Here is a 22766-nt window from a genome sequence, read left to right on the forward strand (position 1 = left end):
TGTAAGAAAAAAAGGGTTTTGACCGTTAAGATTGGTCAAAACCCTTTATTTTTATGTCAGACTAAAGTATAATAATAGTAATATTGCAACAGAATGTGAGGGATGACTATATGGCAGTAAAAAAACCAAAACCATATGAAATCGGTGAACTGGATCAATATCTTTTTGGGCAGGGGAATCATTATGAGATTTATAAAAAACTCGGCGCCCATAAGGCAAAGAAGGGAAAGAAAGAGGGCGTATACTTTGCAGTATGGGCGCCTCATGCGCGTTCCGTATCCGTGGTTGGAGATTTTAATGAGTGGAATATGGAAGCAAATCCGATGGAGAGGGCAGAACCTCTTGGCATATACACTTGTTTTATTCCAGATGTGAAAGAGTATGACCTGTACAAGTTCTGTGTAGAGACTTATCAGGGAGAATTTGTTTTTAAGGCAGATCCATTTGGCAATTATGCGGAGTTGAGGCCAGGGACGGCTTCCAGAGTTGCAGATCTTACAAAGATTACATGGACGGACAATGTTTGGTTGGAGAACCGCAAGACATGGAAGCATACAGAACAGCCGATGTCTATCTATGAAGCACATATTGGTTCTTGGAAACGTCATCCGGGAAGGGAAGACGACGGATTCTACAATTATCGAGAGTTTGCGAAGGAGTGTGTCAATTATCTCAAAGACATGGGATATACTCATGTGGAGTTGATTGGTATTGCGGAGCATCCATTTGACGGCTCCTGGGGATATCAGGTAATTGGATATTTTGCACCGACTTCAAGATATGGTACGCCAGAGGATTTTGCTTGGATGGTTAATTATTTCCATCGGAATAAGATTGGAGTAATTCTGGATTGGGTACCAGCGCATTTCCCAAGAGATATCCATGGACTGGCGGATTTTGACGGTACACCTACTTACGAATATGCAGACCCCAAGAAGGGAGAGCATCCTGACTGGGGTACGAAGATATTTGATTACGGGAAAAATGAGGTGCGCAATTTCCTGATTTCTAATGCGCTGTTCTGGGTAGAGCAGTTCCATGTGGATGGACTGAGAGTAGACGCTGTGGCATCTATGCTTTATCTGGATTATGGGAAGCAGGACGGACAGTGGGTTGCAAATAAATATGGCGGCAATAAGAATCTGGAAGCGATTGACTTTTTTAAGCACCTGAATTCTGTTGTGCTTGGAAGGAATCCGGGAGCGCTTATGATTGCCGAGGAGTCCACAGCCTGGCCGAAAGTGACCGGAAGTGTGGAAGATGACGGACTTGGATTCAGTTTAAAATGGAACATGGGCTGGATGCATGATTTTACCGAATATATGAAGCTTGACCCTTATTTCAGAAAAGATCATCATTATCAGATGACGTTTGCAATGAGCTATGCCCACAGTGAGAATTATATTCTGGTATTGTCTCACGATGAGGTGGTTCATCTGAAATGTTCTATGTTGAACAAGATGCCGGGCCTTGGTTTCGATAAATATGCGAATCTAAAGGTTGGATATGCGTTTATGATGGGACATGCAGGCAAGAAGCTTCTGTTCATGGGTCAGGAGTTTGCCCAGCTTCGGGAGTGGAGTGAAGAAAGAGAGCTTGACTGGTTCTTACTTGCGGAGGATGAGCATCGCCAGGTTCAGAACTGGGTAAGGGACCTTCTGCATCTGTATAAGCGTAACAAGGCAATGTATGAGATGGATGACAGTTGGGATGGCTTCGAGTGGATTAATGCAGATGATGCCAGCAGGAGTATCTTTAGTTTCGTGAGACATTCGAGAGGAAAGAAAAAGAACCTGCTGTTTGTTTGCAACTTTACTCCTATGGCGCGGGACGATTATCGCGTTGGTGTGCCACGTAAGAAGCAGTATAAGCTGATTATGAACAGTGATGATGAGCAATATGGTGGAAAAGGTGAAGAAAGACCGGAGATTTATAAGGCTGTGAAGAAGGAATGCGACGGAAGGCCCTTCTCCTTCGCCTATAAACTGCCGCCCTATGGAGTTGCAATTTTTGAATTTTAGATAAAAAATACCTCTTAAGCAGACAAGGTAAATACCCAAATCTACTTAAGAGGTATTTTTTTACTATGCTTCCGGCTGCTGCTCTTTATTGAGCGCTTCCTGTATTGGCATCTGTATCAGAGCCGGCAATATCTGTACCTGAGCCGGTAGTATTGGTCGTACCTTTGTTCATTTCCGTTGAATCAGACCCAGTATTGGAGTCTACGGTTGTGCCATCATCTCCGAGCGTGGTTTCTGTCTCTGTTCCCTCAGGAGTCATACCATCATTCGTTGAATTTTCATCAAGCGCTGTATTGTCAGTTCCAGAGGTATCCTCAGAATTGTCAGCATCCTCTTGGTTTTCAACATTATCTTCGGTACCGGAATCTTCCTTGGAATCCTCAGCTTCTTTGTCGCTGCCGCCGAAGATGTTCTTGAAGAAGCCTGTCACCTTATCCCAGAAGCCGCCCTCATCCTCGCGATCATCCTCGGAAGCACTATCTTTGCCGAGAACCTCCAATGTACTGTCAATCACAGCATTATCTCCAAGAATTTCATCCTTGGTGTCATTGATGATGCCGCCGTCACCGCCCTCTGAGCCGCCAGTAAAGAAGTTCTTCACTGAAGTCCAAAGATTGGAGAAGAAGCCGCTGTCTTCAACTTTGCCTTCCAGGTTCTCCAGTGTCTTTTTTAGGGACTTTACGTCATAATCATACTGGGAAATGTTCTTCATCAGTGAGTTGATTTGCGACATCTGTTCTTCGGTCAAAGTAATATTGGAATTGTTCGCTGCGTCTGTAATAGCGTCCTGAATCTTATCTGTATCAGTCAGATCCTTCTCAATAACCTCTTTTTTTACCTCGTTCATCAGCTTCTCGGCATCTTCCTTGCCGATTGCGTCTGCAAGTGCGCCTGTGGTCACAAGCTCCTCTGTGGCGGCGGACTTCTGTTCTTCGCTGAGAGTCTCTCCGCTGGCTTTCTCGTAGGCCATCATGATTCCGGTCAGCGCACCGGTTCCGGATACCTCGAAGGGGGCGGCTGCAACTACGTTGCAGTTCTCGACTCCTGAGGTCAACAGAGTGGACGCAATCATAGAGCTTGTTACAAAAGTAAGATTCCCTACTTTGACCTGGATTCCGCCGCTGGTGGTGGGCTCCACGTAAGAGCAGCTATATGTCTGTGTTCCAATCTGTGCCTCAGAGGCAATTCCTTCCATATATTTTCTCTCGTCAGTGTTTGTTACCTCTATGGTATTCACCGCCTCTGGTGTGGTTCCAAAGTAGTCGTACATGGATTTTCTCTGTTCATCTGTCAGGTTAGCGCCGATTGTGACAACCTTCGCTCCATCTGCATGTACTGCCATGGGAAGGCTTGTGCAGGTGAGTGCGGCTGCCATCATAATTGGTATGATTTTTTTTATATTCTTCATATTCTTCGGTGTTTAATCACCTATACCCCCTTTTGTCTAAGTAATCTTCTTTGAATCTCCCCTAATATAACATATTCTTCTTTATTTGCAAATAAAATAAGCCTTAACTATTTCTAAAGATTTTTTGTAGACGTCGTTCAAACACGTCTTCGTCTATGATGCCCTGCATACTGCCAAGGAATTGTCCATTTCGGAAAAAGACGAAGGTTGGAACGGTATCTGCGTCGTAATCTGCCGTAAGCAGAGGGGATTCGTCAATTTCTACTTCACAGAATTTGATTCGTCCGCGGTATTTTTTTTCTATATCTTCTACAATGGGCTTCATCATAGCGCATTTCCCGCACCATACGGCGTAGAACATAACAACGACCGGAAGTGGTCCGCGGGTTGTTTCTGTAGAGAAATTTTGGGATGTTAAATGTTGCATAGATTATACCTTCCTTATTGTCAGATTATACCAAGCTCAGAGTTTAGCAGTCGGGATTAAGGGTATGGTATACTTCAGCCATGGATTTTCTTAGGCAGAGCAGTTTCTTGTGGAGTCCTTTTCTGTGGTAGGTAAATTCACAAATTTTCTGCTGAATATTTTTCTTTCTTTTTTTTCGTCCCATACGCATGCTTCCAGACATAAATTCTTCTATATTATATATGCGGTAAGAGGATAATTTGTGTATAAAAAAGAAAAAAAGATATACGGTAAAAAGATATAGGGTAGAAATCACTTTAAAATTGAATTTTTTTGTAGTATAATAATTTTTAAATAGTTCCATTAGCAGTATTTTCGTGCGGTTTCTTACAAGGATAAGGCAGGAAGGAAGGTTTAGAGCAATATGATAATCCAAACCAACATACCGGCTTTGCATGCGCTGCGTGAGAAGAAGAATACTGACAATTCAATTTCAAAGAATCTGCAGAAGCTATCCTCAGGCTTCCGGATTCGACATGCGGCTGATGATGCGGCAGGGCTTGCCGTATCGGAAAAGATGCGCGCTCAGATTACTGAGCTGGAACGCTGTGAACTCAATGTTTCCGAAGGAATCGACATTGCGCAGACCGCAGACGGCGCACTGGAGGAGGTAAGCGGGATGCTGCGCCGTGCCAGAGAACTCTGCCTGCAGGCAAGCAACGGCACCTACAGCGACCAGGAGCGTCTCTACATGAGTGAGGAGATCAATCAGCTCTTTGGCGAGATTGAGCACATCACGTCAACCAGCAAGTACAATACCATTCCGCTTTTTCGGGGTATTCCCACTGACTCCGACGACCCTATTTATTACTACATAGAAGATTTTGACAAGGTCGCGGATAAGCAATTATGGGGAGAGATGGACTTTGTGAAAAGCGAAGATTTCTCTCCGCCTGTGGAGGCAAATCCTGCCACCGCCACGTTTCAACTTGAGGACAGTCTGGTAATGAACTATGCGGAATTATTGGACAAGAAATCAATAGTAATTGGCGGCAGAACTTATACTTTTCGGAAAGATGCCAGCCAACACGATTACAATTCAAATCCGCGCATTGTTTCTCTCAAAAATATCCAAACAGTCAAGGAGGCCATGGAACAGCTTGCCAAGTTTCCCGATATCGACAAGGTGGAGGTAGATGAAACGACTAAAACAGTAAAGCTGACGGGAAGTTTAGACTCCTATTCGTGTCCTGTTGAGGTGAATGGAACCACTTCCTATTACCCGGTGCCAGACGGAACCGGAGAAGGTAAAAATGGCTGGAAGGTGGAAAATCCGGCGGGGAAGGAAACGATTGGTGAAGTGGACGGCAGTGGCATTACAAACAATACGCCGGTGTATGGAACAGATTTGACCCTTTCCTACAATATGTCCAATATTAAAGAGCCGATTGACGTTGCAAATTTGAGAAGGAATTCATTAAATATCTACATAAACGGATTGAGTCCGGTTAGTGTTAATATTCCTTACAAGAATATTTTTAGTCAGCCCCCGAATACGATTACCAGAGACGATTTCGTCAATGCTGTTGTAAACAAGCTTAAGAGCACAGCTCCTCTTGCTGGCAGCATGACGAATATCAAGTATACGGCTCCCAATTTGGAGATTAGCGTCAGTCTTCCTGCTTCCGCATCCTCTGGTACGCAACATGCAGCCTATATATCGGAATCAACCGAGGGTAAGCAAGAAGATACTACCAAGCCGAGCTGGACGACTGCCCGGCTTAACTTCAGTACGAGTACCACCCCGCCTTCTGCGGAGGTAGGCGGCACATATACGGTACAGATTCCTGATGCCAGCTCCTTCAATTTGCCGTTCTCCTTCAAGTTGGGCTCTGAATATCATATTTTTTATGACAGCCAGAACCCAAATACGCCCATAAGAACGGACGGAACTACCACGTACAGTACATCAGAATATTACACGAATACTCATGACGTACACGGCAAGAGTCCCGATCAGATTCGCGCCCAGGTGGTGGATATGATTAAGAAGGCCGGCAGCGGCACCGTAAAGGAGCAGGGGAATGCATTAATTTTCACGGCAAACCCGAATACATCTGCTTATCGTTTTACGATAGAAGGAGCATCCATTCAGGTCAAAGCCGCGATACCGGCCAGTACATCCGTATTGTCAAATACACTTTATTTTAGCCAGGACGTGTCCGTTCCCTTTACCGTAGAGAAGCCCTTTGACGCCTCCAAACTTATCGGTACAGGCTTCGGTATCAGCAACGGAAACGGCAACAGTATCGTCAAATGGGAATTCACCGATGGAACCGGTCTCCGTTCAGACTACAGAGATATCGATATTTCCGCCTGCAAAAGCTTTGCAGATCTAGCCGTCGCCATGGAAGCGGCCATCAAGGCCACAGGCTCGTTCAATGACTGTAAAGTGATAGTAGATGAAGCTAAGACTCCTGCATCCCTGTCTATTCAGTGGAAGCGCTATTGCAACTTCTATGATGTCAATGTTTCCGATGGTGCAGAGGGTGTGTCTGGCATTATAAAGGGCGGTCCCGTGCAGTTTTCCGGAGGCACCGCCATCGGCCATGAGCAGAAGACCCTGGACTTTTCCTCAATCAATACGAACAACCTGGATAGTCTGCTGGGCAAGGGATTTCGGGTTAATTGTGCGACCTGCGAGGGGGAATACATCAACGTGTATTTTTGCTGGGAAAACGACGGCAGCGCGCCTCCGTCCTTTACCCATGATGTTACCATCAACGGCCAGACTGTGACGCGTACCATCCACAATATACCGGTAGAGCTGTCTAAGGTCACCAGCGGAGACCAGATTGTAAAGAGCATCGTCGATCAGGTAAAGCCAAGCCTTAAGCATTATACGGACATGAAAGTAGGCGATCCGAGTACCTCCCTGGTCATCCAGGACAAAAGACCGGGAATCGTAAAAGATCCTCACACACACGAGCAATTCTTCGGCTCTGTGGAGAGCGGCGTGTATACGAATTTTATCTACACGGTAACAAAGAAGGAATACGCCCCGTCGGAGCCGCCGGAAGGCCAGTTATTGGATTTCCGGCAATGCGAGGTCATGATCTATGCGGGACATAATCCGGAGCCTGAGCTGATTCCGATTCATCTGCCCTTTCTGTCTCTGACGCAGCTACGGCTGAACCCGCCGGAGAAGGTGGATCTTACAGAGAAGAATCAGGAGCCTTTAGGCCTGCTTAAGAAGATTGACTGTGCCAACGACAGTGTAGCCGACAGCAGGGCAGTCATGGGGGCAGACTACAACCGTCTGGAGCACGCATACCAGGCGCTTAATCACGCTACCATTAACTTAAAAGATGCGGAAAGCCGCATCAGGGATGCGGATATGGCAGGTCTTATGATGGAAAAGATTAAAAACGATATCTTAAGCCAGCCCCAGCAAAGCATCATTGCTCAAGCCAGCAAACGTCCTGAACTTGTGCTTCAACTTCTCCGTTAAGAAGTCAGTGATCAGGGAACCGAAAGGATATGCTCTGTCGGTTCCCTGATTGGAATAAAGCTGGCTCGCATTAATGCAGATCCTTTGGGCTGGCTATTAATTTATAAATCGGATTCCCAAGAGCTGAAAATTTTTCCTCATACTCTGTCATTATATTTCCTTGATTCATCTCTATATCATGATGTAAATCATAAGTGCTTCCCACTAGATCAAATTCCGAAGAAGCATTTACTTCCGCAACCGAGAAGTCAAAAAGGAGCCGGTTATCTGTCTTGAACTCTATGACTCCATCAGATGCCAGAAGCTTATGGTAGCGCGAAAGAAACTCCCTGGAGGTAAGCCTTCTTGGGGCGTGCCTTGCCTTGGGCCAAGGGTCGGAGAAGTTCAGATAGATGCAGTTGATTTCTCCAAAAGCAAATACATCTGCAACGCTGCGGGCGTCCATGCAGATAAAGCGGATGTTAGAGAGTGGAATCTCGCTGTCGTTTTGCAGTTTTTCTACTGCCCGCAAAAGGACGCTGGAGTACCGTTCTATTCCAATATAATTAATCTTTGGATTCTGTTTGGCGAGGGTCAGAAGAAACTGGCCTTTCCCCATTCCAATTTCTATGTGGACAGGATTGGAGTTCCCAAACACCTCCCGCCATCTGCCGCGGTATTCGGCCCCATTTTTAACAACTTCTTTACACTCATTCAACACGCTGTCTGCGCGCGGTATATTTCTCAGACGCATATGCGATTTCCCCCTGTTTTCAAGCATTTTCGTATGTTTCTTAGTTTATAATGAGAGGTGAAAAAAGTCAATTAAATGTAAGCGTGTGAAAAAGATAACAAATAGCAGTTTTTTTGTTGATTTTTACTATGGAAATTTGATAAAAACGGAGTATATTATAATTGTGTGCAAAATGGCGGGAAATGTCGGCAGAAAACCATGTTATATTTGTCAGACTGTATCAACCTACAACTGATTGGTGTATGGTATGTTGCACATATGATTTTAAATCCTGAGTAACAGTAAGGAAATCTTAAAGGAATGGAGGCGGCTCAATGAACACGGTTGTAAAAAAACTGGCAGACATCGAGGCGACGGCGGAAGCGATTGTGGAGCATGCGCATGCCCAGAAGAGTGAGATCGAGAAGAAGATTCAGGCCGATAGGGATCGTTTTGATGAGACGATTGAGGACGAGACTCAGAAGCAGTTAGCGCAGATCAGGCAGGAGGCGGATGAGAAGATGGAGCGAATTCTCAAGGAGCAGCGGGAGAAGAACCACTCCACGATTGACAACCTGAAGAAAGAATTTGAGGAAAACCATACCGCATATGCCAGAGAGATTCTGGCGCATATTGTAGAGGTGTAGGGCATGGGTAATGTGATGTCGTACAGCGGACTAACCACGAAGATACGTGCAATGCAGGCAAAGCTCTTAACTTGGCGGGATTTTGAGAATATTTCTAACTTAAAGAGCGTGCCGGAGGCAATCGAGTATCTGAAGGGGAAGCCTGCATATACAAGATATGTGGGACAGATGGATATATCGCTGTATCACAGGGGAAATATAGAGAAGATACTGTATCAGTCTTTGTTCGATGACTATACGCGAATCTTCCGGTTTGCGGGAATGGAGCAGAAGAAGTTTTTGAAGCTGTACTGGAAAAGGTATGAGATTGACCTGATTAACTACTGTCTCCGTATCGTATTTAACCATTATGATATGCCCTTTGATATAGCATATAAGAAGGAATTTTTTGATAAATATTCCCAGATATCCATAGACAGGCTAATCACCTCCCGAAATGTGGAGGAGTTGATTGATAACCTTAGGGATACGGAATATTATGCACCGCTTAAGGCTCTCAGGGAGACGGAAGGGGCGACGCTGTTTGATTATGACCTGACTCTTGACCTTTATTATTTTTCTGAAATGTGGAGGAAAAACCGGCGGCTTTTACATGGTAAGGAACGGGAAATGTATGTGCGGGATATTGGCATGAAGATTGATCTTTTGAATATCCAGTGGATTTATCGGGCCAAGAAGTATTATAATAAACTTCCGCCTGACATCTATTCCATGACGATTCCGGTTCAGTATAGGCTCAGTGTGGAGGAATTCAAGAGCCTGGTGGAAACGCCGACTGTGGAGGAATATGAGAAGCGTCTGGAGGAGACCTATTATGCCAGGAAATACGCAGACATCAGCGGCATGACACTTGAGGCCACGTACAAGGAGTGTCTGCAGCGTCAGTACATCAGTGACAGAAGACGGAATCCTTATTCCATAGCAACGGTGAATACCTATCTGTTTTTGAAGGAAGAAGAAATATATAGACTAACTACAGCCCTTGAATGTATCCGTTACGGTTTATCTTCAAGAGAAACGTTAGGATACTTAGGAGGTGTGATGCAATGATTGTTAAGATGAAGTTTTTGAGCATCAGCGGTCCGAGAATGGATATCGACCGTGTGTGCGACAAATATCTGTCCAAATATGAGATGCAGCTTGAAAATGCAGTCACTGAGCTTAAGACGACAGATAATCTTCTGCCATTTGTGGAGGTGAACCCCTATAAAGATGCGCTGGCAAAGGCAGAGCAGTTCGCGGCTCTTTTGTCGGAAAGCGTGGAGCATATTGACCAGTCTATGTCCAAGGACGAGATGCTTGCCTTTATCAGAGAGATTAACCATGATTATCTGGATTTGCAGGAGAAAAAGGAGCTGCTGAACAAGAAGGAGAATGAAGTAAGAGAGAGGCTGAATGTTCTGGAGCCCTTCTCCCCTCTCGACCTGGAGCTGCATAAGACCATGCATTACAAGTATATGAAGGTGCGTTTCGGGAGAATCGGCGTAGATTATTACAAAAGGCTCGAAAAATATCTGTTTGGCGATTTGCAGGCTGTATTTCTGGAGGGAACCAGGAATGAAAATTATGTCTATGGATGCTACTTTGTATCAAACATAGATACCAGCAAGGTTGATTCGGCCTTTAATTCCCTGCACTTTGAGCGAATTGCGATTCCATCAGAATTTATCGGGACCCCGAAGGATGCCTGTATCAGCTTGCAGAAGCAGATTGAGGATGTCAAAAAAGAGATCGAGGAGATTGACCGGAAAATCGAGGAGTTGGTGAGCAGCCATGCCGCCAAGATTTTAGGCGTCAGGAAAAGGCTTGAAGAATTGTCCAATAATTTTGATGTCCGCAAGATGGCGGCAAGGACGGATGTGGGGGATACCAAGGAGGATTATTATATTTTATGCGGCTGGATGGGAGAAGGAGACGTGCAGGCTCTGATGGAGGAAGCGAAGGAGGATGACAGGGTGTTCATCGTCGTGGAGGAGGACAGGGAGAAATTCTTTGGAGACCCTCCAACCAAGCTTAAGAATCCCAGATTTTTTAAACCCTTTGAGCTGTTCATTAAGATGTATGGGCTTCCGGCCCATGACGAGATGGACCCGACCATGTTCGTGGCGCTTACTTATACATTCATCTTTGGCGCGATGTTTGGCGATGTGGGTCAGGGCTTCTGCCTGTTTCTAATCGGCGGGCTGATTTATATTAAGAAGAAAATGAGCCTGGCAGGGATTGTGTCTATTGCGGGTATATTCTCGATGATTTTTGGCGTAATGTTCGGCAGTATCTTCGGGTTTGAGGATGTAATCCCCGCATTATGGATGCGGCCTGTGGACGCAATGACGGACCTGCCGTTTATTGGGCAGTTGAATACTGTGTTTATTATTGCAATTGCGTTTGGTATGGCGCTGAATATTCTGGTAATGCTGTTCCAGATTGTCAACGCGGCTAAGGCCCATGATACAGAGAATCTATGGTTTTCCACAAACGGCGTTGCAGGACTTGTATTCTATGGCTTCCTTGTGCTGACGATTGTGCTGTATATGACAGGGCATAGGGTTCCGGGAAATATAATGATGGCTGTGTTTCTTGGAATTCCGATTCTGATTTTTGTGTTCAAGGAGCCGCTTACGAATCTGGTGGAGCATAATCATAAGAAGATGGAAGAAAGCAAGGTAATGTTTTTGGTACAAGGCTTCTTTGAACTGTTTGAGACGCTTCTGAGTTATTTCTCAAACACCCTTTCTTATGTGCGTATCGGGGCGTTTGCTGTGAGCCATGCGGCGATTATGGAAGTGGTGCTGATGCTCTCTGGAGCGGAGGATGGAGCGCCAAATCTGTTCGGAATTATTTTAGGAAATATAGTCGTATGTGCGTTGGAGGGCTTGATTGTTGGAATTCAGGTGCTTCGTCTGGAATATTATGAGATGTTCAGCCGCTTTTATAAAGGAAGCGGACGAGAATTTAAACCATTTAACAAGCAGAGTAAATAGATGTAAGGAGGATTTAGGTCATGAATTTAACTGTAAAATTATTACTTATTACGGCGCTGGTGCTTAGTATCATTATTCCATTTGGATACTTTTTGATTGGAGAAAAGACGAAGAAGAGTTATAAGAGAGCAATCGGGGTAAATGCATTCTTCTATTTTGGGGCGTTTGCTATTGCAGGAATTATGATGTTCGGCGGTGCGCCTGCCCAGGCGGCCGACGTTGCCGAGACTGCTTCTAATGCTGTTGGTTTTGGTTATCTTGCCGCTGCGCTGTCAACCGGTCTTTCCTGTGTCGGCGGTGGTATTGCCGTTGCAAGCGCCGCAAGCGCTGCTCTTGGAGCAATCAGTGAGGATTCCAGCGCTTTGGGTAAGTCTCTCATTTTCGTTGGTCTTGCGGAAGGTGTCTGTCTGTATGGACTGATCATCTCCTTCATGATTCTGGGTAAATTGTAAGATGAAGATGTATCTGATTAGTGATAATGTCGATACGCTGACAGGAATGAGACTTGCGGGAGTAGACGGCATCGTTGTCCACGAGAGAGAGGAGCTGCGGGCTGCGATTGAAACTGCAATGAACGATAAAACGGTGGGTATCATCCTGCTGACTGAGAAGTTCGGAAGGGAATTTCCAGACTTGCTTGATGAGATTAAGCTTGGACGTACCATGCCGCTTTTGATTGAGATTCCTGACAGGCACGGAACCGGACGTAAGAAAGACTTTATCACTTCTTATGTGAATGAGGCGATTGGACTGAAACTGTAAATGGTGTAGATAGAATGTGGGGTGGCATACTTGACGATTGATGAGAAGATATCACATCTGCAGGCGGCGGCCATGGAGGAAGCAAGGGCAGAGGGCAATGCGATCATAAAGCAGCACGAGGATGCGCTGCTTGGCGTGTTTGAGCAGCATAGGGCTGAGCTGCTCCGCCAGTCGGAGACGCGGGTGAAGGCGGAGCGTGTCGGCGCTCAGCAGCAGCTTAATATGGCGATGTCCAAGGCGCAGCTTGAGTTGAAAAGAGAATTGAGTAAGACGCAGAAGGAATTGAAGACGGAGTTGTTCGAGGAAGTCCGTGAAGTAGTTCAGGAATATATGAAGACAGAGGAGTATACACGGCTTTTGATTACCTATATCGAGAAGGCGACGGGATTTGCCAATGGAGCGCCGATGACCATCTATATTAATCCGTCAGATGCGGATAAAAAGCAGTATCTTGAGGAGCATACGGGTATGGCTCTGACTGTGAGCAAAGAGGACTTTATCGGCGGCGTGCGGGCTGTGATTCAGGAGAAGAATATTCTGATTGACCATGCTTTTAAGGGTGCGATTGAGAATGAATACAGGAAGTTCATGTTCAAGGGAGGTGTGCAGGTTGGATAGTGTTACGACTGGGAAAATCTACGGAATCAACGGGCCTGTCATCTACCTGAAGGATAAGACGGAATTCAGAATGTCAGAGATGGTGTATGTCGGGGAGGAGAAGCTGGTGGGCGAGGTGATCTCTCTTGACAAGGATTTGACCACCATCCAGGTATATGAGGAGACGTCAGGTCTCTGTCCCGGAGAGACGGTGGAGGCTACGGGGGCGGCGGTTTCTGTTACGCTTGCGCCTGGAATACTGAATAATATTTTTGATGGGATTGAGCGCCCTCTGGAGAGGATTGCCGATAACGGCGGCGCGTTTATTACCAGAGGTGTCAGCGTGGATTCTCTGGATATGAACAGATTGTGGGACACCCATATTACCGTGGCTGTAGGCGAGCCGGTTCACGCAGGGACCGTAATCGCAGAGGTGCAGGAAACCCAGGCGATCCTGCATAAGTGTATGGTGCCGCCGGACGTGGAGGGTATTGTGGTATCGGTGGTACCGGACGGCGACTATACCATTCATGATATTCTGGTGGTGGTTGAGATGCCGGATGGCAGCAGGAAGGAGCTTCCCATGATGCAGAGGTGGCCGATTCGAGTGCCGCGTCCGGTGAGCCATCGTTTTCCGGCTACAGTGCCCCTTGTGACTGGGCAGCGAATTCTGGATACCATGTTCCCCATAGCCAAGGGGGGAACGGCGGCGATTCCGGGAGGGTTCGGAACAGGAAAGACTATGACGCAGCATCAGATTGCCAAGTGGGCGGATGCGGATATTATTATATATATTGGATGCGGTGAGCGTGGAAATGAAATGACCCAGGTATTGGAAGAATTTTCTGAGCTGGTGGATCCTAAGACGGGCAATCCATTGATGGATCGAACCACATTGATTGCGAATACTTCCAATATGCCGGTGGCTGCCCGTGAGGCTTCCATATATACAGGGCTTACTTTGGCGGAGTATTATCGAGATATGGGATATGACGTGGCGATTATGGCAGATTCCACTTCCCGTTGGGCGGAGGCTCTGCGTGAGCTCTCCGGACGTTTGGAGGAAATGCCTGCGGAGGAAGGTTTCCCGGCATATCTGGCGTCCAGGCTGTCAGCGTTCTATGAGAGGGCCGGTATGATGCAGACATTGAACGGAGAGACTGGTTCTGTGTCGATTATCGGTGCGGTTTCTCCCCAGGGAGGAGATTTTTCTGAGCCTGTGACACAGAATACAAAGCGGTTTGTTCGTTGCTTCTGGGGGCTTGATAAGTCTCTGGCGTATTCCAGGCATTTTCCGGCCATTCATTGGCTGAGCAGTTACAGCGAGTATCTGAACGACTTAAGCGGATGGTATGCGGATCATGTGTCGCCTAAGTTTGTGGACTACAGGAACCGAATGATGGCGATCTTGAATCAGGAAAGCAGTCTGATGGAGATTGTAAAACTAATCGGCGGGGATGTGCTGCCGGATGATCAGAAGTTGATTCTTGAGATTGCTAAGGTAATCCGGCTGGGCTTTCTGCAGCAGAATGCCTTTCACAAGGATGATACCTGTGTATCTATGGAGAAACAGTTTAAGATGATGGATGTAATCCTGTATCTTTATAAGACTGCGCGGCATCTGGTGGCCATGGGGCAGCCTATGTCTGTTCTGAAGGCAGAGGGCATTTTTGAAAAGGTCATTGCGATTAAGTATGATGTGCCCAATGATAACCTACAGCTTTTGGATTTGTATAAAAGAGATATTGATGACTTCTATAATCGCGTAATCGCGAAGAACGCATAAGGAGGGAAACCGTACATGTCAATAGAATATCTGGGACTTAGTAATATTAACGGCCCTCTTGTTGTGCTGGAAGGGCTGCAGGGTGCGTTTTTTGATGAGATTGTGGAGTTTGTGATAGACGGCAATACAAAGAAGATGGGGCGAATTGTGGAGTTGTATGAGGATAAGGCGATGATCCAGGTGTTTGAAGGGACGGAGAATATGTCGCTTCGCAATACCCATACAAGGCTTACAGGCCATCCCATGGAGGTCGCTGTTTCGCCGGAGGTGTTAGGGCGCACATTTAACGGTGTGGGAGTGCCGATTGACGGGCTTGGATCTATCGGGGCGTCGGAAAAGAGGGATGTAAACGGCCTGCCTCTGAACCCTGTGCGCAGGGAGTACCCCAGGAACTATATCCGTACGGGAATCTCTGCGATTGACGGGTTGACCACGCTGATTCGGGGGCAGAAGCTTCCCATCTTTTCGGGAAATGGACTTCCCCATGATCAGTTGGCGGCTCAGATTGTAAAACAGGCGTCATTGGGGGATGGAACCAATGAGAATTTTGCCGTGGTGTTTGGCGCGATGGGCGTGAAGCATGACGTTGCAGAGTTTTTCCGTAAAACCTTTGAGGAGAGCGGAGTTTCTGACCATGTGTGCATGTTCCTGAATCTGGCCAACGACCCTGTGGTAGAGCGTCTGATTACACCGAAGGTTGCGCTTACTGTGGCGGAGTATCTTGCATTTGAGTGTAATATGCATATTCTGGTTATTCTGACGGATATGACCTCCTTTGCAGAGGCAATGCGTGAGGTATCTTCTTCAAGAGGGGAGATTCCGTCCAGAAAGGGATATCCGGGCTATCTTTATAGTGAGCTGGCAACCCTTTATGAGCGTGCGGGGATTGTACAGGGCGCTAACGGTTCTGTGACGCAGCTTCCGATTCTGACCATGCCTAATGATGATATTACCCATCCAATTCCGGATTTGACTGGATACATTACGGAGGGGCAGGTGGTGCTTGACAGGAATCTTCACGGCCAGTCGGTTTATCCGCCCATTAGTATTCTGCCCTCTTTGTCTCGTCTGATGAAGGACGGGATTGGCGAAGGGTATACGCGGGAAGACCACCAGGGGCTTGCCAATCAGTTGTTTTCTGCTTATGCAAAGGTGGGAGAGGCAAGAAATCTGGCTTCGGTTATCGGAGAGGATGAACTGTCTCCCCTTGATAAGAAGTATCTGAAATTCGGAGAAGAATTCGAGAAGCGTTATATTGGCCAGGGGCCCACAGAGAACCGGTCGATTCAGGATACTCTGAACCTTGGATGGGAGTTGTTGGGAGTCCTGCCCAAAGAAGAACTTGACAGGATTGACACAAAGTTGGTTGAAAAGTATTATCCCCAGAAGGCAGATTCAGATGATGACGACAGTAAGTGATATGTTCGTGCGGTTTGGTAAGATGTTCTGCTTTGAAGGTTGTTAGATAAGGAGGGCGGTATATGGACCCAAGAGAATTTCCCACCAAAGGTAATCTGATGCTGGCCAAGAATTCCCTTGCGCTTGCCCATCAGGGGTATGACCTTATGGATAAGAAGCGGAATATTCTTCTAAAGGAATTGATGGAGCTGATTGACGAGGCAAAGAATATACAGGAAGAAATTGATATTACGTTTACCAGGGCATATACGTGTCTGCAGCGTGCGAATATTGAGCAGGGAATCAGCAAGGTGCAGGAGCTTGCCTTTACTGTTCCCATTGAAGAATCGATTCGTATTCAGGCCAGAAGTATCATGGGGACGGAGATTCCGCATATTAAGTATGATGATAAGCAGAATGACCTGACTTATGCGTTTGGTACGACGAAGGAGTCGATTGATATTGCCAGGGAGGCGTTTAGGGCGGTTAAGAACCTGACGATTAAGCTGGCGGAGGTCGAGAATGCGGCTTACAGACTTGCGGCAAATATTAAGAAGACCCAGAAGCGGGCCAATGCGCTGAAGAATATTACGATTCCCATGTACAGTAACCTGGTGTATACGATTAATAATGCGCTGGAGGAGAAGGAACGGGAAGAATTTACCAGACTTAAGGTGATTAAGAAGATGCAGGGAAAATAGACTGGTTATGAATAAATGGAAAAAGATTTTGATTGTGTCTATTGCTGTCATTTCAATGATTGTGAATATAGGATTTAGCGTGTTTTATGTCTTCCAGTATAGCTCCAGGGTTGTCAGGAGAGTCATGTCAGATATGGGAGGTTATGATCATGATTTTGACGAGCCAAACATAATTGACGATGGTTATGAGGAGGAGACAGCCGAGGAAGACTTTTTGCGTATCGACAGGGAGATGCAGGCGGTTGCAGATTATCTTTATACGGATGGTATGCTTGCAGACATTGAGGCTTCTGATAGCATTGATACGACGTTTACTCCCATGATGGACGCGAAGGGATGGCCTTATGCCGTAGTATATCGGGAAAAAGCCGAATTTGACGGCGGCGTAAAGGGATATAAGGTGCAGAAGATTACCTATGATTATATGAAGAATTATGAGGGACAGGACGAGTTTGTCTATGAGGAGGAGTATTGCGACGAGAATGGAAATAAGGTTATGGATACGCAGATATTAGGCTTCTTTCTTGTAGACCATGTTACATTAGATGTAACTGATGAGCATACGACACAGTGGCATTAGAGCATTTTATTGGGGACTTCCATTGATTGGAAGTCCCCTGTATTTTTTAGTAATTCTCTGCCTTAATCTGGAAATAAGACTGTGGATGGGCACACACCGGACATTTTTCAGGAGCCTTTTTGCCCACGGCAATGTGACCGCAGTTTGAGCACTGCCAGATGCAGTCTCCTTCCTTTGAAAAGACAAGCCCCTCTTCGATATTGGACAGGAGTTTGCGATATCTTTCTTCGTGCTCCTTTTCAATCTTACCAACTTCTTCAAACAGATAGGCAATATCGTCAAAGCCTTCTTCTCTGGCGTCTTTGGCAAATGCTGCGTACATATCCGTCCACTCAAAGTTCTCGCCGTCGGCAGCGTCTTTTAGGTTCTCCATGGTTGACGGAACGGCTCCCCCATGAAGCAGCTTAAACCAAATCTTGGCATGCTCCTTCTCATTCGCCGCAGTCTCTTCAAAAATATTGGCAATCTGAACATAGCCATCCTTCTTTGCCTTGGATGCATAGTAGCTGTATTTATTCCTTGCCTGAGATTCGCCTGCAAATGCCGCCTGCAGGTTAGCCTCTGTCTTGCTTCCTTTTAATTCCATGCTTTATATCCTCCTTAGTTGAAATAAAATAATAACGATTATTGTTATTATAACATTTTTAAAATAAATTGCAAGCATTTTATGAAATATTTTTGCAATCTCTGGCGATACACATTATAATATTCTCAGCGCTGAAGGAAGGTCAAAGCTTGGCGCGAAGGGAGAGACAAGCAATGGGAAGAATACATACAGGAAATTACAAATGTCTGGAAATATTTTTGAAATCATTGGAGGGAAAACAGGGATGCCTGCGGATGAAAGGGGACGAAGGGCCATGGATGGAATATTCGGCGGGCGCCTGCCGTTATACGTTACATAGGATTCCTGTGAAGCTTGACACAGAGTATGAAGTAGAGCTTTTAGACTGTCAGGTAAGTATTGCCTATCTGTCGGAATCTGACGACATGATGGATGAGGGCGTCTGTTTCCTCGAATATGTAACAGACGAAGCTAAGAAGGCTTCAGAGGATGGGGAGGTTAAGTTTTCGGGTGCAGGAGGGTGGCTGGCAACCAATGACCTGGGCGCGTGGTACGACACGCTAAACAGAGAGCAGTATCATTTTAATGCATATAAGAATTGGATTAACGATCCTAACGGCTTGTGTTATTATAAGGGATATTATCATCTGTATTATCAGGCGAATCCTCATAGCCAGGAGTGGGACGTGATGTACTGGGGCCATGCGGCAAGCAAGGATTTGGTGCATTGGATTCATTTGCCCTACGTTTTGCAGCCCCAGGAGGAGATTCTTGCACAGAAAGAATTAAGAGGCGGCGCTTTTTCTGGAAGCGCTGTGCCCCTTGAGGAGGAGATTGTTTTCTATCTGACGCGTCATATAGGGCCGCCCCAGGAAACCAAGGAGAATACCCGTCAGTATCAGACGATGGTAAGGTCAAGGGACAGTATTCACTTTGGCGAAGAGGTTACGGTGGTAGAACGGCCAGACGATACCTTTGCGTTTGAGCATTTCCGCGACCCCAAGGTATACTGGCAGGACGGACGCTGGCAGATGGTAATCGGGACGAAGATAAAGGGAATTCCGTCGCTTGCCCGTTTTGGTTCAGAGGATATGGAAAAATGGAGCTATGAAGGTGTGCTGGTTGAAGAACGGACAGAAGGAGTTCAGACATTTGAATGTCCAGATTTCTTTGAATTAGACGGGCAGTTTGTAGCAGCGGGGTCGTGGATGCTGTATTGGGATGAGCAGCAGAGATATCAGCCCACATATTGGTATATGGGGGATTATAAAGACGGCAGGTTTTATCCGAAGAACAAAGGGACCTACGATTTCGGAAGTAATTTTTATGCGGTGCAGTCATTTGAGCATGAAGGGCGGCGGATTGCCATTGGATGGACGGCGGATTTTTATGAGGAGCATGTGCCGGAGGTAAATGGCTCATGCGGCGCCATGACGATTCCAAGACAGCTTTCCGTTCAAAATGGGCGTCTCTGTCAGAAACCAGTAGAAGAAATCTATCAGTTGTGTCGGGAAAAGGTCTGTGATACAGCCGGACATAGTCTGTCTTTGGAGAATTTGAAGGGGAATTGTTACTATGCCAGGATTGATTTTGAGGATAGCGTAGATTTTCGGATATTGTTAGGAAGCTCTGAGGCGGGAGAGATTTGGTTGGTGCGGGAAGGCATGGAGGTACGAATCAAGACGAAGGGCGTCAAATCGGAGAAGGTTCAGTTTGTAACAGAGGTGGAGCGGCTTAGGAGGGCTGAGATTTTCGTGGACAGAAGGCTTGTGGAGGTCTATTTAAACGACGGGGAGGCTGTGGGCACGAAGCTGTTCTATCAGGATTGCCGCGACGGAGTTTTTCGGGCTGAATTTCAGGAAGAGGAGAAAGTAGGCAGGATTCAAGTCTTTTTGATGGATGGAATATGGAAATAATGATTTAGAGGGAGGACGCCAATGTCCTCCCTCTAGCTCGCAGAAAAAAAGAGGGGTATGTCCGGCGGAAAGCATGTGAATACAAAATAGAACAGGGATGTGATAATCCACAATGAAAATGTTGTTGTCTGGGATGTCCTGCCCATGCTTTTGTGATAAAAGTGTGCATCCATATAAAATCCGAAAAGGATGCTGATTAGAAAGATTGAAATATCTATGACAAGAAAATTCTCTCCTGTAATACCGGTATAAGTGTAGAAAAGTGTAATGGTGGCGCCTATGGCACATAGGACGGCCAGGAAGCGGCAGTAGAAGAAACGGACCGGCTCCGGACGGTATCTTAAATATTCCCCTACGGATACAAAAAGGATTGGAAAGAATATAAGCTTTAAATGTTCCCACACAGACTCGTTTACCGGACAAATAAGTGCGATAAATGCCGAGCCTTTTGATAGCTGGTAGAGAAAATGGTTCAAAAAGCCCAGAAGAATTGCGGCCAGCGCATAGGGCCTGTCCTTTTGAGCAATATATTTTTTTATATCAAATAATTTTCTAAAAAGATATAAAGCCGTTCGTTTTATGTTTGATTTCAATTTTACAGTTTTCATAGAAAGACACCTCTATTTTTCATTATATGCTGATTAGGGAGATAATATGAGCCTTCTGACGTGAGAACACCAATCAAAATATATGCAAAATTTGTCGAACGGTTTTTCTTGTACCTTTGGAAAAGCTGTGCTAGAATTAACCACATCAAATGAAATGTTTATATGATGTTCATGTATTCTGAGATTTTCATTTTTTATCTTTGGCGGTTCGCCAGATTATTTCAATGTCAAAAGTTGCAGTACTTGTTGGGGAGGGATGCCTATGGTGCAGTAGAGTCGCAGGTTCAGAGAAGTTGATTGACTGGTTTTGATGTATTTTCAGGAGGATTTAGATGGACAAGAATATGATAATATTTAATGGACTTCGGTGCAAGGTGAATACAAAGGCTGCATTTGTAGATATGTGTATGGAAACGCCCGCCCTGGCGTCGAAAATGCTTGCAAGTCCGGTGGTAAGATCGGAGTGTGAAAGGAAGGTATGCTCTCTGGAAGACAATGAGAAAAGCGGGGTGTATGCGCTGAGGGTGGAATTGAATGAGGAAAAGCGGGAGCAGATATATGAGGAAATATTTGGCGATAAATTGGAGGAGGAGAGGTTTCAGGAGTTATCGGAGATTCATCGCAGGCTGCTTGAGCCTATACGAGTCATGCACCAGAAGGAAACAAAGATTGATGTGATACCGTTTATTGTCTATGGAGTTGTGAGAAACAGCCGCTGCAAAAGTATGCTGCTTGAGTCCTTAAAGGGCTGTGAAAAGGAGTGTCTGAAGCTGTTTCAGGGGTCAGAATACCAGTCAGCAGGCTTCCTGCGCAAATTTCTTCTGGATGAGAGGAAGGCGGCGAAGCTAATGACTGGATTACTGCTATTGCTAAGGCAGGAGGAGTCTGAGGAACAATACCGGATGGTTATGAATATTATTTATGCGGGTTACAAGTCATTAAAGAACGTGGTTAAGAAGCTTGACTATTTAACAGGTAAGCAGTTTGAGGAGCTCATGAGAAAAGATGCCATGGTAGAGATTAGCTTATGTCAGATGGTCATCGAGATGGTGATCGCAGAGGATCTGGATATTCCAAGGCTTATGGATTATCAATTCTGCCAGGTGGTTTGTATGCTGAAAATCTATGAGGAAAGGCGGCTTAACCCTCAGGAGATGGAAGCCGATATGGCAGAGGGTAAGCGAATCTATAGGAAATTTTTAAGAGAACACAGGGAGCCTGGAGCCTACTATGTTAGTGAATTTTTGGAGACGGAAAACCAGGAAATGTGTGAGAGATGGGAGAGGATGGAGAAGCTGCTGAATATATTTGGTATGGAGACGCGGGCTTTGTATGGAATATATCTGGAAAAGTGGGAGGCAGAAATGCTGTGTACAATTTTTGAAGAAAAGGATTGGGAGCGATATAAGTATGTTCTCCTACTTGGGACTTTGTGCAAATATATTCAGCAGATTGAGGCCATGTATGAAAGTGAGATACCGGAAGAGATACAGTACCAGAGGTCCTGTGAGGAAAGTGCGGTAAAGAGTATGGAATATGAGAGAAAGCGGATGGAGGAGAGGCTGCACAAGCTTGAGCGGCAGAAGACGGATAAGGAGCATGAGCTGGCTGAAGCAGAGCGGCTGATAGAGAGACTGAGACGGGAAAGCATGAAGAAGGATGAACAGCATGAGAGGGAGAAAACAGAGCTTAATAAACTAAGAGAGTTTGTATTCTGTAAGAAAGGGGAAGGTAAGGCGGAGAGTACTTCAGACGGCATAGGAAGTCAGATGCTTGATGTCGGGAGATTAGAGCGAAGTATCGTGATTGGCGGTCATCGAAATTGGCAGAAGAAGCTGCGCAGATGTCTGCCGACCAGTCAATTTCTCTCATCGGACTATATGAATTTCGACCCGTCTGTGCTGCATAATAAAAAGTATATCATTGTGAATACTGATATTTTGAAGCATGGCTTGTACTATAAGATTATGAATGAGCGTAAGAAGGAGCAGAAGGTTGTGTACGTTCACGGAAATAATGTGGACCGTACGCTGAGGGAGATTGCCAGGCAGTTAGGATAAAGGAATGATTGGACGGTGGGAGAGTGGGAGGCAGTCTCACCGTCAATTCCATAAAATGCCTTAAAAATCAGGAAAAAAAGCAGGAATTTGAAAAAAAACTTAAAAAA

At 45.8% G+C, this 22766-nt stretch carries 19 protein-coding genes; 14 read left to right on the forward strand and 5 right to left on the reverse strand.

The annotated features are described in order from the left end of the window. Positions 1–110 precede the first annotated feature (110 nt). On the forward strand, positions 111–2021 hold the full coding sequence (gene glgB / locus GN277_RS02305; protein ID WP_159749471.1) for a 1,4-alpha-glucan branching protein GlgB: 1911 nt from the start codon (positions 111–113) through the stop codon (positions 2019–2021). A gap of 85 nt (positions 2022–2106) precedes the next feature. Here the strand turns inward: glgB and GN277_RS02310 are convergent, their stop codons facing one another. Together GN277_RS02310 and GN277_RS02315 are read right to left on the reverse strand one after the other, a co-directional pair. Continuing rightward, positions 2107–3429, reverse strand: a complete 1323-nt coding sequence (locus tag GN277_RS02310) for a DUF1002 domain-containing protein (protein ID WP_159749473.1) — start codon at positions 3427–3429, stop codon at positions 2107–2109. A 103-nt stretch (positions 3430–3532) separates the two neighbouring features. Further along, positions 3533–3856 carry a thioredoxin family protein gene (locus GN277_RS02315; RefSeq protein WP_159749475.1) on the reverse strand — a complete coding sequence of 108 codons (324 nt, stop codon included), beginning with the start codon at positions 3854–3856 and terminating at the stop codon, positions 3533–3535. A gap of 403 nt (positions 3857–4259) precedes the next feature. Here GN277_RS02315 and GN277_RS02320 point away from each other — a divergent pair, with 403 nt between their 5' ends. Continuing rightward, complete coding sequence (locus tag GN277_RS02320) at positions 4260–7346, forward strand: flagellin N-terminal helical domain-containing protein (RefSeq protein ID WP_159749477.1); 3087 nt, start codon at positions 4260–4262, stop codon at positions 7344–7346. A gap of 70 nt (positions 7347–7416) precedes the next feature. On the opposite strand, the gene trmB is transcribed toward GN277_RS02320, so the two are convergent. Next, positions 7417–8079 carry a tRNA (guanosine(46)-N7)-methyltransferase TrmB gene (gene trmB / locus GN277_RS02325; protein ID WP_159749479.1) on the reverse strand — a complete coding sequence of 221 codons (663 nt, stop codon included), beginning with the start codon at positions 8077–8079 and terminating at the stop codon, positions 7417–7419. Positions 8080–8393: 314 nt separating this feature from the next. On the opposite strand from trmB, the gene GN277_RS02330 reads away from it, so the two are divergent. The 10 genes from GN277_RS02330 to GN277_RS02375 all read left to right on the forward strand — a co-directional run bounded on the left by GN277_RS02330 (position 8394) and on the right by GN277_RS02375 (position 17510). Then, the gene (locus tag GN277_RS02330) at positions 8394–8705 is read left to right on the forward strand and encodes a hypothetical protein (protein ID WP_159749481.1); all 312 of its coding nucleotides are present in this window, start codon (positions 8394–8396) and stop codon (positions 8703–8705) included. Between the two features lie 3 nt (positions 8706–8708). Next, positions 8709–9755 (forward strand): V0D/AC39 family V-type ATPase subunit, encoded by a 1047-nt coding sequence (locus GN277_RS02335; protein ID WP_159749483.1) that lies wholly within the window; start codon positions 8709–8711, stop codon positions 9753–9755. After that, on the forward strand, positions 9752–11686 hold the full coding sequence (locus tag GN277_RS02340) for a V-type ATP synthase subunit I (protein WP_244324561.1): 1935 nt from the start codon (positions 9752–9754) through the stop codon (positions 11684–11686). Before GN277_RS02335 ends, GN277_RS02340 begins: the two co-directional genes overlap by 4 nt. 20 nt (positions 11687–11706) lie before the next feature. Then, positions 11707–12138, forward strand: a complete 432-nt coding sequence (locus GN277_RS02345; protein WP_159749486.1) for an ATP synthase subunit C — start codon at positions 11707–11709, stop codon at positions 12136–12138. A 1-nt stretch (position 12139) separates the two neighbouring features. After that, positions 12140–12448, forward strand: coding sequence for a V-type ATP synthase subunit F (locus GN277_RS02350; RefSeq protein ID WP_159749488.1), 309 nt, complete (start codon positions 12140–12142; stop codon positions 12446–12448). 30 nt (positions 12449–12478) lie between these two features. Beyond that, positions 12479–13066, forward strand: coding sequence for a V-type ATP synthase subunit E (locus tag GN277_RS02355; RefSeq protein WP_159749490.1), 588 nt, complete (start codon positions 12479–12481; stop codon positions 13064–13066). Further along, positions 13020–14831 carry a V-type ATP synthase subunit A gene (locus tag GN277_RS02360; protein ID WP_204162690.1) on the forward strand — a complete coding sequence of 604 codons (1812 nt, stop codon included), beginning with the start codon at positions 13020–13022 and terminating at the stop codon, positions 14829–14831. Before GN277_RS02355 ends, GN277_RS02360 begins: the two co-directional genes overlap by 47 nt. A gap of 15 nt (positions 14832–14846) precedes the next feature. Then, positions 14847–16250 (forward strand): V-type ATP synthase subunit B, encoded by a 1404-nt coding sequence (locus tag GN277_RS02365; protein WP_159749494.1) that lies wholly within the window; start codon positions 14847–14849, stop codon positions 16248–16250. A 62-nt stretch (positions 16251–16312) separates the two neighbouring features. Beyond that, complete coding sequence (locus GN277_RS02370; protein ID WP_159749496.1) at positions 16313–16930, forward strand: V-type ATP synthase subunit D; 618 nt, start codon at positions 16313–16315, stop codon at positions 16928–16930. 7 nt (positions 16931–16937) lie between these two features. Continuing rightward, a complete protein-coding gene (locus tag GN277_RS02375; protein ID WP_159749498.1) occupies positions 16938–17510 on the forward strand; it encodes a hypothetical protein in 573 nt (190 codons plus the stop codon). 46 nt (positions 17511–17556) lie between these two features. Here GN277_RS02375 and rbr read toward each other — a convergent pair whose 3' ends face one another. Then, positions 17557–18096: a rubrerythrin gene (gene rbr, locus GN277_RS02380; protein ID WP_159749500.1), complete on the reverse strand. Its 540-nt coding sequence runs from the start codon at positions 18094–18096 to the stop codon at positions 17557–17559. Between the two features lie 173 nt (positions 18097–18269). Here rbr and GN277_RS02385 point away from each other — a divergent pair, with 173 nt between their 5' ends. Then, positions 18270–19991 (forward strand): glycoside hydrolase family 32 protein, encoded by a 1722-nt coding sequence (locus GN277_RS02385; RefSeq protein WP_159749502.1) that lies wholly within the window; start codon positions 18270–18272, stop codon positions 19989–19991. Between the two features lie 32 nt (positions 19992–20023). On the opposite strand, the gene GN277_RS31975 is transcribed toward GN277_RS02385, so the two are convergent. Continuing rightward, positions 20024–20599 carry a DUF6512 family protein gene (locus GN277_RS31975; protein WP_244324562.1) on the reverse strand — a complete coding sequence of 192 codons (576 nt, stop codon included), beginning with the start codon at positions 20597–20599 and terminating at the stop codon, positions 20024–20026. Positions 20600–20931: 332 nt separating this feature from the next. On the opposite strand from GN277_RS31975, the gene GN277_RS02390 reads away from it, so the two are divergent. Further along, positions 20932–22659, forward strand: coding sequence for a hypothetical protein (locus GN277_RS02390; protein WP_159749504.1), 1728 nt, complete (start codon positions 20932–20934; stop codon positions 22657–22659). Positions 22660–22766 lie beyond the last annotated feature (107 nt).

Origin of the sequence: Sporofaciens musculi, assembly GCF_009830285.1 — a bacterium.
Taxonomy (GTDB): Bacteria; Bacillota; Clostridia; order Lachnospirales; family Lachnospiraceae; genus Sporofaciens; species Sporofaciens musculi.

What these genes read in the sequence shown, in the direction of transcription:
- glgB (WP_159749471.1), top strand. Translation starts at nt 111, where the DNA reads ATGGCAGTAAAAAAACCAAAACCATATGAAATCGGTGAACTGGATCAA.
- GN277_RS02310 (WP_159749473.1), bottom strand. Translation starts at nt 3,429, where the DNA reads ATGAAGAATATAAAAAAAATCATACCAATTATGATGGCAGCCGCACTC.
- GN277_RS02315 (WP_159749475.1), bottom strand. Translation starts at nt 3,856, where the DNA reads ATGCAACATTTAACATCCCAAAATTTCTCTACAGAAACAACCCGCGGA.
- GN277_RS02320 (WP_159749477.1), top strand. Translation starts at nt 4,260, where the DNA reads ATGATAATCCAAACCAACATACCGGCTTTGCATGCGCTGCGTGAGAAG.
- trmB (WP_159749479.1), bottom strand. Translation starts at nt 8,079, where the DNA reads ATGCGTCTGAGAAATATACCGCGCGCAGACAGCGTGTTGAATGAGTGT.
- GN277_RS02330 (WP_159749481.1), top strand. Translation starts at nt 8,394, where the DNA reads ATGAACACGGTTGTAAAAAAACTGGCAGACATCGAGGCGACGGCGGAA.
- GN277_RS02335 (WP_159749483.1), top strand. Translation starts at nt 8,709, where the DNA reads ATGGGTAATGTGATGTCGTACAGCGGACTAACCACGAAGATACGTGCA.
- GN277_RS02340 (WP_244324561.1), top strand. Translation starts at nt 9,752, where the DNA reads ATGATTGTTAAGATGAAGTTTTTGAGCATCAGCGGTCCGAGAATGGAT.
- GN277_RS02345 (WP_159749486.1), top strand. Translation starts at nt 11,707, where the DNA reads ATGAATTTAACTGTAAAATTATTACTTATTACGGCGCTGGTGCTTAGT.
- GN277_RS02350 (WP_159749488.1), top strand. Translation starts at nt 12,140, where the DNA reads ATGAAGATGTATCTGATTAGTGATAATGTCGATACGCTGACAGGAATG.
- GN277_RS02360 (WP_204162690.1), top strand. Translation starts at nt 13,020, where the DNA reads ATGAATACAGGAAGTTCATGTTCAAGGGAGGTGTGCAGGTTGGATAGT.
- GN277_RS02365 (WP_159749494.1), top strand. Translation starts at nt 14,847, where the DNA reads ATGTCAATAGAATATCTGGGACTTAGTAATATTAACGGCCCTCTTGTT.
- GN277_RS02370 (WP_159749496.1), top strand. Translation starts at nt 16,313, where the DNA reads ATGGACCCAAGAGAATTTCCCACCAAAGGTAATCTGATGCTGGCCAAG.
- GN277_RS02375 (WP_159749498.1), top strand. Translation starts at nt 16,938, where the DNA reads ATGAATAAATGGAAAAAGATTTTGATTGTGTCTATTGCTGTCATTTCA.
- rbr (WP_159749500.1), bottom strand. Translation starts at nt 18,096, where the DNA reads ATGGAATTAAAAGGAAGCAAGACAGAGGCTAACCTGCAGGCGGCATTT.
- GN277_RS02385 (WP_159749502.1), top strand. Translation starts at nt 18,270, where the DNA reads ATGGGAAGAATACATACAGGAAATTACAAATGTCTGGAAATATTTTTG.
- GN277_RS31975 (WP_244324562.1), bottom strand. Translation starts at nt 20,599, where the DNA reads ATGAAAACTGTAAAATTGAAATCAAACATAAAACGAACGGCTTTATAT.
- GN277_RS02390 (WP_159749504.1), top strand. Translation starts at nt 20,932, where the DNA reads ATGGACAAGAATATGATAATATTTAATGGACTTCGGTGCAAGGTGAAT.